The sequence below is a fragment of the Streptomyces sp. NPDC058576 genome (assembly GCF_042718715.1).
GTDB lineage: Bacteria > Actinomycetota > Actinomycetes > Streptomycetales > Streptomycetaceae > Streptomyces.
The window spans coordinates 30,285-43,496 of sequence record NZ_JBHXPF010000060.1; the positions used below are offsets into that span (position 1 = coordinate 30,285).

Here is a 13,212-nt window from a genome sequence, read left to right on the forward strand (position 1 = left end):
TTTAGTGGTTCTTCTTTTCTTGCTTTATTTCTTTAGTAATATTATGTTTTGAACAACATGTTTGTGCTTTTCCTGGGGGCACTCCGTTTTGGGGGGCCCCGCTTCTCGTGTCCGGACCGCCTTCGCCCGGATCAGCCGCGCCCGCTGCCCAGTGCACGCCGATTCGCGGCCGGGAGGGCGGGACGCTGTTCGGCCGGCGGCTGCTCGATGCGGAGCGCCAGGGCGGGGCAGCGCCGTACGGCCCGCTGGGCGCGCCCGCGCAGATGCATCGGAACGGCGGCGTCCGCCAGGGCCGGATAGCCGTCCGGGCTGAGCCGGATGAGCTCGGGGACGAGGTCCGCGCACAGGCCGTGGCCCTGGCAGAGCGTCCAGTCGACCGCGAGCCTCTCGCCGCTCGGAATCGACTCCTCCAGATCCTGGTAGCCGGGTGCGGGCAGCGGCAGCACCCCGACCGTCTCCCGGCCGCAGCCGCCGTCCAGGACGTGTGCGGCGAGGTCGTCCGTGAACGCCGACAGGGTCGAGAGCAGGAACCGGGCGGAACCGTCCGGGTGTTTGCACGCCCCGCGGCCCTTCACGGCCTGGGTGACCTCGCGCAGGGCCTCCAGGGCGGCGGGCCCGCCGCCGTTCAGCACGTCGGAGAGCCCGCCCGCGGCGGCGGGGAGCCCCAGCTTGCACGGACCGCACTGTCCGGCGGTCTCGGCGGCCAGCCAGTTGGCTATCCGGAGGGATTCGCCGAGCGGACAGGTGTCCGGGCCGATCGGCAGGATGGCCCCCGCGCCGAGAGCGCCCCCCACCGTGGCCAGGGACTCGCGGGAGACCACGGCGTTGTGCGAGGAGACCGCGTCGATCCAGTTGCCGTGATAGCCGCCGGTCAGGACTCCCTGGGGGAGCGGCGGGGCCCCGGCGAGCTGGAGGACGTACCGCAGCGGCACCCCGGTCGGCACCTCGATGACCATCGGCCGGGCCACGGCGCCGGAGACGGTGAGCAGGACGGTGCCCGGTTCGCCCGGCAGCCCGGTGTGCCCGTAGCGGCGGGGGCCGATCCGGGCGGCGACGGCGAGCTGGGCGTACGTCTCCGCGTTCGACAGCAGCGTCGGCGCGCCACCCACCCCGGTCTCGGCCGCCCGCTCGCGCCGGCCCGGCGGCAGGGCGGGCCCGCCGTTCGCCGCCCGAATCACCGAGGACGCCTCGCCCGAGACCATGCGCTCCGGGGTGCGGACCACCCGGGCGCGCAGCTGCTGGCCGCGCCGGTCGGAGAGGCCGCGCTCGGCGAGGGCCGCCCGTACGGAGATCTCCGTGGAGTTGCGGGTGACGGCGACGACCAGGGTGCGCGCGCCGAGTGCCTCCGCGGCCAGCAGCGCTCCGTCCAGGATCAGGTGCGGGGCGCGGTTCAGCAGGACGGTGTCCTTGCGGCAGGCGGGTTCGCCCTCGCTGCCGTTGATCACGACGGCGGGCCGCACACCGCGCCGTATGGAGGCCTTCGCCACCGCCCGCAGCTTCTTGCCGAACGGGAAACCGGCGCCTCCCTTTCCGCGCAGCGAGATCGCTTCGGCCAGTTCGGCCAGCCGTTCACCGGTCATCGGCTCCAGCGGCCCGTGCACCTTGAGGTGCATGGCGAGGTCCAGCCGCTCCACCAGGTCGAATCCGGTGGTCAGTTGCGGCAGTCCGACGACGCGGACCTCGGGCAGATCGGGGAGGGGGACGTTCACGGTCGGTCTCCTGCGGGTGCGTGCCAGGGTTCGCCGGCCGGGGGCGCGGTGAACGGTCCGGGCCCCGGTTCGGCACGGGGCGCGGCGAAGGGGGAGGCGATGGGGGCGGAGGCGGTGGTGTCGTATGCGGTCGGTGCGCCGGCGTGTTCCGGGGAGCCGTGCTGCGGCGTGCCGTAGTCCGGTGTCGCGTCGGAAGGCGCCGCGTAGGTGTGCTCCTGTGCCGCCGCGTACGGGTGCTCCTGTGTGGTGTGCGCCGACGGGTCCTGCCGGGGCGGACCGTGGTGCGCCTGCGCGGGCGGCGCGGGGGACGGCGAGGGCCACCGGGCATCCGGCGGGAGCGACGGGCCGCCGCCGAGCGAGACGGCGCGGTATCCGGCCGTCAGGCCCGGTCCGGGGCGCGGTCCCGCCTTCCTCCACCCCTGGTCCGGCAGGGCCTCCGGCGGGCCGAAGGCGATGCGGTCGGCGCTGCGGGGCGGGGGCTCGTACAGGGGTGAACTGACGCCGTACAGCGTCTCCGTCGGCGCTTCGTGCAGCGAGCCGGGGATCGCCGTGGGAGGGGGCGCGGCCGGGGGTATCGGCGCCGAGAGGGTGCGCGGGCGCACGGGCGTGCCCCGTACGTCCCGGTCCGGCTCGCTCCAGGCGGCCGGATCGGACCAGGGCTCCCCGGCGGACGACGAGGACTCCCGCAGGACCGGATCGGGAGCGGCCGGGGGCCCTTGGCCCAGCAGTTCGGCGACCTGGTCGGCGATCCGCCGCTTCGTCGGGCGCGGCAGCAGCCGCAGGCACAGGGCCCCGGCGACCCCGGCAAGGCAGAGCCCGTACATCACGACCACCCACGTGGCGGCCGCACGCCCCGCGTAGAGGCCGTGGACCAGCGCGGCGCACCACGCCGGATACGCCAGCGCGTGCAGGGCGCGCCAGCGGCCCGCGATCCCGCCCGTGTCCCGGGGCGAGCCCAGCGACTGCCCGAGCCGGGCGGTCGTGGGGGAGGGCTGTGCGAAGGCGCTGCGCAGGGCACCGGTCGCGGCCGTGACGACCATCAGCAGTCCGGCCAGCGAGCCGAAGCCGATGAGTCCCGCCGCGCCGGTCACGCCGAGACTGAAGGGTATGAGGGCGCCGATCAAGGCCACGTGCCCGAGAGCGACCTTCACGGTTCCGTGCAGCAGGAGAAAGCCGAGCGAGGCCACGGCGGTGGCCCGGTGAACGCCCTGGCAGACGATGCGCTGACGGGTGGAGAGGAACAGCCGGTCGGTGGCCAGCAGGCCCCAGGCGACGGCCGCGCTGAGTGACACCAGCGACAGGACGCCGGTGGTGAAATCGAGGGTGGCGCGCAGCTCGTCGCTCCCCGCGACGGCGAACAGAGGGACGAAGACCAACGCGGCGACTGTCAGGCCGCCCTGTACCGGCCGACTCATTGCGGTGCTCATGCTGGGGGATACGCGGATCTTGCGATGAGGGTTCATGGGGGGCGACTCCGAATAGTTCGGCAAAGCGGTCCCGTTGCCGCATGCTAGGACGCCCCATACCAACCAGTACGAGGTTTGCTCGGTTGCCCCGATAGAGGTCGGTACGCGGAGTAACCCCCGCTTCCCGGGCGTTCCCCCTGCCTCGGACGCCGCCCCAGGGCTCCGCGAAAACCTCGCGGGAAGCCCGCAGAACACACACGCCGCATCCATGAAGGCGTCACGTTTCCGCTACGGAGTGTGATGGGCGGGCAGTGTGCTGACGGTGTGTTCCGCGGCGTGCGAGCGGGCGTGCGGGCGGTGGGATGCCGCTCGCGCGCCGATGTCCGCCCCCTGGTTACTCCCCGCTCCCCTCCGGCCCCGTGCGGTACCCTGACGCCATGCGTGCCGTACGCCTTCTGCTTAGCGAGCCGCGCTGACCAGTTCCGACCGGTGAGAACGCCTGGTCGGAGTCAGCGCGGCGTCCCCTCCTGTGCGAGGGGATTTTTCGTTTCCCGGCAGATGACGATCGATGGAGCTTTGAGGATCATGAGCGAGACGAATTCCGCAGCCGAGACGGCCGCGCCGCACCGCTACACGGCGGCGATGGCCGCCGACATCGAGGCACGCTGGCAGGACTTCTGGGACGCCGAGGGGACGTACGAGGCCCCCAACCCCACCGGTGACCTGGCGGGCGACCCGGCGCTCGCCGCCCGGCCGAAGAAGTTCGTCATGGACATGTTCCCGTACCCCTCGGGTGCGGGTCTGCACGTCGGACACCCGCTGGGCTACATCGCCACCGATGTCTACGCCCGCCACCAGCGGATGACCGGCCACAACGTGCTGCACACCCTGGGCTTCGACGCCTTCGGCCTGCCCGCCGAGCAGTACGCGGTCCAGACCGGCACCCACCCCCGGGTCTCCACCGAGGCCAACATGGAGAACATGAAGGTCCAGCTGCGCCGGCTGGGTCTGGGCCACGACAAGCGCCGCTCGTTCGCGACGATCGACGCCGAGTACTACAAGTGGACACAGTGGATCTTCCTGCAGATCTTCAACTCCTGGTACGACACCGAGGCCGACCGGGCCCGCCCGATCGCCGAGCTGGTCGAGCAGTTCGAGAACGGCACGCGCGCGACCCCCGACGGCCGTGAGTGGGGCGCGCTGAGCGCCACCGAGCGCGCCGATCTGCTGAGCCAGTACCGACTGGCGTACGCCTCCGACGCGCCCGTCAACTGGTCGCCCGGTCTGGGCACCGTCCTGGCCAACGAGGAGGTCACCGCCGACGGCCGCTCCGAGCGCGGCAACTTCCCCGTCTTCAAGGCCAAGCTGCGCCAGTGGAACATGCGCATCACCGCCTACGCCGACCGGCTGCTGAACGACCTGGACGGGCTGGACTGGCCCGATGCCATCAAGCTGCAGCAGCGCAACTGGATCGGCCGCTCCGAGGGCGCCCGGGTCGAGTTCCCGGTGGACACCGCGGGCGGCATCACCGTCTTCACCACCCGCCAGGACACCCTGTTCGGCGCGACGTACATGGTGCTGGCACCCGAGCACGACATGGTGGAGCGGATCATTCCGGCCGCCTGGCCCGAGGGCACCCACCCCGTGTGGACCGGCGGCCACGCGAGCCCGGCCGAGGCCGTCACCGCGTACCGCAAGCAGGCCGCCGCCAAGTCCGACGTCGAGCGGCAGGCCGAGGCCAAGGACAAGACCGGTGTCTTCACCGGCGCGTACGCGACCAACCCGGTCAGCGGCGAGCAGGTCCCCGTCTTCATCGCCGACTACGTCCTGATGGGCTACGGCACCGGCGCGATCATGGCCGTACCGGCGCACGACGCACGCGACTTCGCCTTCGCGCGCGCCTTCGAGCTGCCGATGCGCTGCGTCGTCCAGCCCTCCGACGACCGCGGCACCGACCCCGCCACGTGGGACGACGCCTTCAGCTCGTACGACGCGAAGCTGGTCAACTCCGCCAACGGCGAGATCTCGCTGGACGGTCTGGGCGTCGTCGAGGCCAAGGCGAGGATCACCGAGTGGCTGCGGGAGCACGGCGTCGGCGAGGGCACCGTCAACTTCCGGCTGCGCGACTGGCTGTTCAGCCGGCAGCGCTACTGGGGCGAGCCCTTCCCGATCGTGTACGACGAGGAGGGCATCGCCCACCCGCTGCCCGAGTCGATGCTGCCGCTGGAGCTGCCCGAGGTCGAGGACTACTCCCCGCGCACCTTCGACCCGGAGGACGCCTCCGCCCAGCCGGAGACCCCGCTGTCGCGCAACGCGGACTGGGTCGACGTCACGCTGGACCTGGGTGACGGCTCCGGTCCGCGCAAGTACCGCCGCGAGACCAACACCATGCCCAACTGGGCCGGTTCCTGCTGGTACGAGCTGCGCTACCTGGATCCGAACAACGACCGTCAGCTGGTCGACCCGGCCATCGAGCAGTACTGGATGGGCCCGCGCGAGGGGCAGCCCACCGGCGGCGTCGACCTGTACGTCGGCGGCGCCGAGCACGCCGTGCTGCACCTGCTGTACGCCCGCTTCTGGTCCAAGGTGCTGCACGACCTGGGCCACATCTCCTCCGCCGAGCCGTTCCACAAGCTGTACAACCAGGGCATGATCCAGGCCTTCGTCTACCGCGACAGCCGGGGCATCGCCGTCCCCGCCGCCGAGGTGGAGGAGCGCGACGGCGCGTTCTTCCACGAGGGCGAAAAGGTCAGCCGCGTCCTGGGCAAGATGGGCAAGTCCCTGAAGAACGCGGTCACGCCGGACGAGATCTGCGCGGAGTACGGCGCGGACACCCTGCGCCTGTACGAGATGGCGATGGGCCCGCTGGACGTGTCGCGCCCCTGGGACACACGTGCCGTGGTCGGCCAGTACCGGCTGCTGCAGCGGCTGTGGCGCAACGTGGTCGACGAGGAGACCGGCGAGGTCACCGTTGTCGACACCGAGCCCGGCGAGGACACCCTGCGGGCGCTGCACAAGGCCATCGACGGGGTCGGCCAGGACCTGGCGGGGATGCGGTTCAACACCGCCATCGCCAAGATCACCGAGCTGAACAACCATCTGACGAAGGCGGGCGGCCCGCTGTCGCGGTCGGTCGCCGAGCGGCTGGTCCTGCTGATCGCCCCGCTGGCCCCGCACATCGCGGAGGAGCTGTGGCGGCGGCTGGGCCACGCCGAGTCGGTCGTCCACCAGGACTTCCCGGTGGCGGACCCGGCGTACGTCGTGGACGAGACCGTCACCTGCGTCGTCCAGATCAAGGGCAAGGTCCGGGCCCGCCTGGAGATCTCGCCTTCCATCACGGACGAGGAGCTGGAGGCGCTGGCCCTGGCCGACGAGGCGGTCGTAGCGGCGCTGGGCGGGGCGGGGATCCGCAAGGTGATCGTGCGCGCGCCCAAGCTGGTGAACATCGTCCCCGCGTGACGGTCGCCCTCTGACGGTCGCGGTGCGCGGTCAGAGCCATCCCCTACGGGCAGGTTGGGGGTTCCGAAGGAACCCTCGGCCTGCCCGTTCCGTTTACGGTGGAGGGAGCGACCGGTACCGGCGGCCGCATCGAGACACCGAGGGGCATTCATGGAAGCCGCGATCACGATCCTCGCGTTGCTCCTGGTCGCGTTCGTCGCGCTGGGTGTCTACGCGACCGTGAAGGCCGTCGGCGCGGCCAAGCGCGGCGTCGACCGCACCATCACACAGGCCCGTCGCACCGTGGAGGACACCACGCTCCGGGCCAAGAGCTTCGGGCAGGTGGGGGTCGCGGGCGAGCTCGCGCAGCTCCGGCTCTCCCTGCGCACCTCGATGCGGGCCACACAGGACGCCCTGCACGCCGGAGTCGCCGAGGACGCCTCCCTGGCCGAGTCGGTGGGGCTGTTCCGGCGGCTGAGCGCCCACGGTCTGGAGCTGGACGACGAGCTGAAGAGGCTGGAGCGCGAGCCGGACCGGGCGACGGTCGCGGGCCTGCTGCCCAAGCTGAAGGAACGCACGCAGCGCATCACGCACTCGGCGGAGTCGCTGCGCTGGGCGGCACGGGACCGTGCGCGGCAGTTCGCCGACGACGACCTGGACGCGCTGAACGCGCAGATCGACATCGAGGCCGGCGCGCTGCGGCACTGGGACGTGGACGAGTCGTCGCAGGCGTCCGGCGCGGGGACCTCCGCCACGAGGCCGGGCCAGGGCCCCGGGACGGACTGGCCGGAGCCGGCCGCTCCGGCGGGCCCCTCGGCCGGCGACAGCAGCACGGCCGACGAGGCGTGGTCCGGACCGGCCCGCGAGGAGAGCCCGCAGGCGATCACCGCACCGGACCCGCGTCTGCGCACGACCTACCCGTGGCAGAAGTCCACCCGGCCGGAAACGACGAACTGACGCACGTGTGACCGGGCGGGAACGTCCGTGGGCCGCGCCTGACCGGATCCGTTCCGAACCGGCCCATGAATGATCAGAGGGCCGGGGCCGGGCTGCCGCACTCCCACCAGGCCAGGTAACCTCCGGCTCATGTCCCGCCATGTCGCTATCGTCACCGATTCCACGGCCTACCTGCCGCGCCCGACGATGGAACGGCACGGCATCACCGCGGTGCCGCTGACCGTCGTCCTGGGCGACCGGGCGCTGGAGGAGGGTACGGAGATCTCGGCCCGCTCGCTCGCCCTGGCTCTGCAGAAACGCCACTCCGTGACCACGTCCCGCCCCAGCCCCGAGGTCTTCGCCGCGGCCTACCGGGCGGCGGCCGAGGGCGGAGCGGACGCGGTGGTGTCGCTTCACCTGTCGTCGGAGTTCTCGGGTACGTACGACGCCGCGCTGCTCGCGGCGAAGGATGCCCCCGTTCCGGTACGCGTGGTGGACACCGGCATGGTCGCCATGGCCCTGGGGTTCTGCGCACTCGCGGCGGCGGAGACCGCCGAGGCGGGCGGCGGCCTGGACGAAGCGGTGTCGGCAGCGGAGAAGCGGGCCGCAGGCACCTCGGCGTATTTCTATGTCGACACTCTCGACTATCTGCGCCGGGGCGGCCGCATCGGCACGGCACAGGCCCTGCTGGGATCCGCGCTGGCGGTGAAGCCGATCCTGGAGCTCGACGGGGGACGGATCGAGATGCTGGAGAAGGTGCGGACAGCGTCCAAGGCCATTGCCCGCCTGGAGGAGATCGTCGCCGAGCGGGCGGGTTCGGCCCCGGTGGACATCGCCGTCCACCACCTCGCCGCCCCGGAGCGTGCGGAGCGCCTGGCCGAGCGGCTGCGCGAACGCGTTCCCGGTCTGGTCGACCTCCATGTCAGCGAGGTCGGCGCGGTGATCGGCGCGCACACGGGTCCGGGGCTGCTCGGTGCGGTGATCTCGCTGCGGTGAACGGGCTGGGGAGTTTCACTCCGCAGGGTGGCCGAGTTTTCCACAACTGCTGGGCTGTCCACAGGAATCGGTGCCGCTCAGCAGGTTCGGGCGGATGTGCCTAACGTCGTGAGGCATGGCCCTTCGATCTCCTCGGGCGTCGGCTTCCGACGCTCCCTTCACCTCTGCCTCATCGACCGATCCGTCGTCCACGTCCACCTCCATGTCCACCTCCGCGTCCACGCCGTCCACGTCTGCGGTTCTGCCTCCGCCCGATCCGCTGTACGGGCGGAGGCCGGCACGGGCGCGGCACGGATCCGGCACGCGCCCGAGCGGCCGGGCGGGTGCCGGCCCCGGTGCTCGTCCCGGTGCGCGCCACAGTGGGCGGCGGTCCGTGCGAGGGCGTTCCGCCCTGGTATCGGCGGCCGCGCGTCGCCGGGCCGATGCGCTGATGGCGGGCGCCTCAGGGCTTGAGAGCGAAGGCGAGCCCGTACGGGTACCTGAGCGGCCGGCACCTGTACCCGCATCCGTGCCGGCACCCACGCCCGAGACCGCAGGGGTGGTGTCCGGCGATAGGTCGAGGACGCGGATTCTCGTGGCGGCCGTCCGGGAGCGGCTGCCGCTGTGGGTGCGGCTCCGGTGCGGGATGGCGCCGCGCACGCCGGTGGTGCTCGGTCTGGTGCTGCTCGCCGCCGTGGCCGTCGCCACGTTGCACTTCTGGTCCGTACGCCCCCAGGCCGTGCGTGCGCCGGACCCGGTCGCGGACGAGGCGGCGGCGTCCGCGCTGCCACCGGATCCGTTACGGACCAGCGTCCCCGATCCGGTGCCTCGTCCGGCCGCCGGGGAGCCGCCGGCCGCGGGCGGGAGCGGAAACAGGATCGGGCAGATCGTCGTCGATGTGAGCGGCAAGGTGCACCGGCCGGGGGTCCGTCGGCTGCCGGCGGGGTCACGGGTGGCGGACGCGCTGGAGGCGGCGGGCGGTGTGCGCGCCGGCACGGATGTGACGGGACTCAATCGGGCGCGGCTCCTGGTGGACGGTGAGCAGGTCGCCGTGGGCCTGCCGCCCGGCCCGTCGGTCACCGGGACGACCGGAGGCGGCGGGGTCGGGGCCGGGCCGGCCGGCCCGCCGGGCGGGGCCGGGCCCTCGGCACCGCTGAGCTTGAACACGGCGACCGCGGAGCAGCTCGAAACTCTGCCGGGGGTCGGGCCGGTGCTCGCCCAGCACATGATCGACTACCGCACGGAGAACAACGGATTCCGGTCCGTCGACGAGCTCCGGCAGGTCGACGGGATCGGCGACCGCCGCTTTGCCGACCTACAGCCTCTCGTACGGCCATGAGCAGCCGTGAGACCCGGCTCGACTCCCGGGCCGCGGACAGGTACAGCGGGAGCGCGGGCACGGCGGGTGACGCGGGTTCGCCGGTCGGGGCCGGTGACGGGGGTGCGGCGAGGGAGGGTTCGCGACCGGAGGGGCCGACGGATCTGCGGCTGGTTCCGCCCGCCCTGGCGGTCTGGGGCGCCGCGGCGTCGACGCTGGGCCTCCCGGGGCGGTGGGTGGTCGCAGTGGCCGCCGCCTGTCTGGTTCCGGCGCTCGTTCTGCTGGTGGTGGCCTCGCGCGCCTCTCGGGAGGGGAGGGCCGTCGGAAGGTCCCGGGCCGTCGCGGCCGGGGGAGCCGTGCTGCTCTGCGCGGCGGCGGGCGCGGCTGTGGCCGGACTCCACGGAGCGGACGTGCGGCTCGGTCCCGTCCCCGGGCTGGCCCGGGAGTATGCGCGGATCGACGCCGACGTGCGGGTGACCTCGGATCCCCGGACGACCCGCCCGGCGGTACGGGGCAACCACAGCGCCCCGGCCCTTCTCCTGATCGATGCCGAGGTCATGGAAGTGGGAACGCCGGACGGCCCGAGCACCCGGGTCCGTACGCCCGTGCTGCTCATGGTGGGGGCGGGCGACCACCGGGCGGACTGGCAGAAGTTGCTCCCGTCCACCCGGCTCCGGCTGGCCGGCCGGCTCTCGCCTCCCGCGCACGACGGCGAACGCCTTGCTGCGGTCCTGCGGGTGGACGACGCGGGGAAGCCCCGGATCACCGGGCCCCCGACGTGGATCCAGCGCGCGGCGGGAGACCTGCGCGCCGGGTTGCGGGAGGCGACGGACGGTCTGGACGCGGATGCGCGGGCGCTGTTGCCGGGGCTGGTGGTCGGTGACACCTCCAGGGTCCCTCCCGACCTCCACGACGCCTTCAAGTCGACCGATCTGACGCATCTGTTGAGCGTGTCCGGCGCCAATCTCTCGATTCTGCTCTTCCTCCTCGTCGGGCCGCCGGGGGCGGCCTTGAACGCCGAACGGCGCGGCCTGGCACCTCTGTTGGGACTCTCCCTGCGAGGGACCGCGTTGGCCGGCGGTGCGCTGACGCTCGCCTTCATCATCGTGTGCCGCCCGGAGCCGAGCGTGCTCCGCGCGGCGGCCTGCGGTCTCATCACCCTCCTCGCGATCGGAACGGGCCGCCGGAGATCCTTGATCCCCGCCCTGGCCGCCGCTGTGGTCCTCCTGGTGCTCTACGACCCCTGGCTCGCCCGGAGCTACGGTTTCCTGCTGTCGGTCCTGGCCACCGGGGCGCTGCTGACGCTCGCGCCGCGGTGGAGCGCCGCCCTGCGGGCGCGACGGGTGCCGGGCAGGCTCGCCGAGGTGCTGGCCGCGGCAGCGGCCGCGCAGGCCGTGTGCGCACCCGTGGTGGTGGTCCTGGCCTCGCGGGTCAGCCTGGTGGCGGTCCCGTGCAATCTGCTGGCGGAGTTCGCGGTGGCACCGGCGACGGTGCTCGGGTTCGCGGCCCTCGCCGTCGCCCCGGTCGCCCCGCCGGTGGCCGAGTTGCTGGCCGGGATCGCGAGCTGGCCGGTCGGCTGGATCGCCACGGTCGCCCGCACGGGTGCGGGCCTTCCCGGAGCGGAGGCGCAGTGGCCCGGAGGGTGGTCCGGCGCGGCTCTGCTGGCCTGCCTCACCGTGCTGGCGGTGCTCCTGGCCCCGAGGCTGGCCCGTCGCCCCTGGATCTGCGCTGCCACCGGGCTGCTTCTGGTGCTGGCGGTGCTGCGGCCGGTTCCGCTGACCCGGATCATGACCGGATGGCCGCCGCCCGACTGGGCGTTCGCGCTCTGCGATGTGGGGCAGGGCGATGCGATGGTGCTCGCGGCGGGAGAGGGCACGGGTGTGGTCGTCGACGCCGGGCCCGACCCCCGTGCCGTCGACCGGTGTCTGCGCGACCTCGCGGTGACCCGGGTTCCGCTCGTGATCCTGACCCACTTCCACGCCGACCATGTGCGCGGGCTGCCGGGTGTGCTCCGGGGCAGGGCGGTGGGCGCGATCCAGACGACGAGCCTCGAAGAGCCCCCCGAACAGGCCGCGTTCGTGCGGCGGACGGCAGCCTCGGCACGGGTCCCGACCGTGCGGGCCGTGGCCGGTGAGCACCGCAGGGCGGGCCCGGTCGACTGGCGGGTCCTCTGGCCGCGCCACGGGCCCGGGGGAGCAGGAGCGGCGGCGGTGCGGGAGCCGAACGACTCCAGCGTCACCCTGCGTGTACGGGCGGCCGGAGGGCTGACGCTGCTGCTCCTCGGGGACCTCGAACCCCCGGCCCAGGGGGAGTTGCTGCGCGGGCGCGAGGCGTCGGGCCCGGTGGACGTCCTCAAGGTGGCCCACCACGGCTCGGCCTTCCAGGACGCCGGGCTGCTCCACAGCGTGCGGCCGAGGCTGGCGCTCATCTCCTGCGGCGCGGACAACTCGTACGGCCACCCCTCGCCCCGCACGGTGGACGCCCTCGCGGCGGCAGGGGCCCGGGTTCTGCGCACCGACACGGACGGCCCGATCGCGGTGGCGGGCGCGGGGAAGGAGTTGCGGGCGGTGGGCCGGTCATGACACTCGCGGGAGCCGTCACCGCCCGCCCGCCGGTCTCCCCGCCCCGCGCCCGGTTCCGTTCCCCACCCCGCTCCCGGGGCCGGGGCGTCTGGGTCAGGTCAGCCAGGTACCGGAGAGCATCAGGTCACGGCCGGCGAGTTCGTTCTCCTCGCGCCAGGCGCGCAGAGAGTGGGGGACGATGCGCAGAAACACATAGCGGGGGCCGCTCGGGCTCCACCCCCGGAGCTTGGCGGCGAAGGCGTCCCTCGTCGCGGCGGGAAGGTCCGCCGCCTCCACGATCCTCGCCTCGCCCTCGATCAGCACCACGTCGCGGGTGTGGCCGAGAGTGACCCGGATCGGCCCGCCGGGAGTGACGTTGACGGCCGTAGGGTTCGTCCGCCGGGTGGCCATCCAGAGAGCGCCGGAGTCCTCCTCCCAGAGGAACGACAGAGGCACCAGGGTGGGGATGCCGTCCGGGGAGGCCGTCGCCACCCACGCGTCCTCCGTCTGTCGCAGGTGGTCCAGGACGTCCTGCTTGCGCTGTTCCCGGCTGCGCGGGGGATCGGGCTCGGTCATGATCGACACGCTAGAGGCCGGCCACCGCGCCGCGCCTCGGCCAAGGGACCTGGGGCAGAAGTCCTAGGACCGGTGGTTCCCGTCACCTACCTCGGTGCGATGTGATCCTCCAGGTCGCGCAGCCCTCGCGACTGCCCGGTCCTGTGCCACGTGGCTCGTTTTTCGTACAACCATTCGAGATGGGGATGTGTCCTACCTGTAGCGGCGGGGTGGATGCCGGTGGGGGGGGGAGTCGCCCCCGCGGCCCGGGGCTGCGGGCGCCCCCGCCGTTGGTGAGTGTACATGGGCGCCCG

General features: G+C 73.0%; 8 protein-coding genes. 5 read left to right on the forward strand and 3 right to left on the reverse strand.

Translation table 11 applies throughout. The features are described from left to right. Window positions 1-131 precede the first annotated feature (131 nt). Together ACFWRV_RS30075 and ACFWRV_RS30080 are read right to left on the reverse strand one after the other, a co-directional pair. Window positions 132-1,709, reverse strand: coding sequence for a ferredoxin (locus ACFWRV_RS30075; protein ID WP_384338960.1), 1,578 nt, complete (start codon window positions 1,707-1,709; stop codon window positions 132-134). Beyond that, entirely contained in the window at window positions 1,706-3,124 is a 1,419-nt protein-coding gene (locus ACFWRV_RS30080) for a hypothetical protein (RefSeq protein ID WP_384338962.1), read from the reverse strand. The genes ACFWRV_RS30075 and ACFWRV_RS30080 overlap by 4 nt, the downstream gene beginning before the upstream one ends. Before the next feature lie 576 nt (window positions 3,125-3,700). On the opposite strand from ACFWRV_RS30080, the gene leuS reads away from it, so the two are divergent. The 5 genes from leuS to ACFWRV_RS30105 all read left to right on the forward strand — a co-directional run bounded on the left by leuS (window position 3,701) and on the right by ACFWRV_RS30105 (window position 12,364). Then, on the forward strand, window positions 3,701-6,574 hold the full coding sequence (leuS, locus tag ACFWRV_RS30085) for a leucine--tRNA ligase (protein ID WP_384338964.1): 2,874 nt from the start codon (window positions 3,701-3,703) through the stop codon (window positions 6,572-6,574). A 150-nt stretch (window positions 6,575-6,724) separates the two neighbouring features. After that, window positions 6,725-7,510 (forward strand): hypothetical protein, encoded by a 786-nt coding sequence (locus ACFWRV_RS30090; protein WP_384338966.1) that lies wholly within the window; start codon window positions 6,725-6,727, stop codon window positions 7,508-7,510. 129 nt (window positions 7,511-7,639) lie between these two features. After that, window positions 7,640-8,485 carry a DegV family protein gene (locus tag ACFWRV_RS30095; RefSeq protein WP_384338968.1) on the forward strand — a complete coding sequence of 282 codons (846 nt, stop codon included), beginning with the start codon at window positions 7,640-7,642 and terminating at the stop codon, window positions 8,483-8,485. Window positions 8,486-9,110: 625 nt separating this feature from the next. Next, entirely contained in the window at window positions 9,111-9,803 is a 693-nt protein-coding gene (locus ACFWRV_RS30100; RefSeq protein WP_384338980.1) for a helix-hairpin-helix domain-containing protein, read from the forward strand. After that, on the forward strand, window positions 9,800-12,364 hold the full coding sequence (locus tag ACFWRV_RS30105) for a ComEC/Rec2 family competence protein (protein ID WP_384338970.1): 2,565 nt from the start codon (window positions 9,800-9,802) through the stop codon (window positions 12,362-12,364). Before ACFWRV_RS30100 ends, ACFWRV_RS30105 begins: the two co-directional genes overlap by 4 nt. A 93-nt stretch (window positions 12,365-12,457) precedes the next feature. On the opposite strand, the gene ACFWRV_RS30110 is transcribed toward ACFWRV_RS30105, so the two are convergent. Beyond that, window positions 12,458-12,919: a pyridoxamine 5'-phosphate oxidase family protein gene (locus ACFWRV_RS30110; RefSeq protein WP_384338972.1), complete on the reverse strand. Its 462-nt coding sequence runs from the start codon at window positions 12,917-12,919 to the stop codon at window positions 12,458-12,460. Window positions 12,920-13,212: the final 293 nt, after the last annotated feature.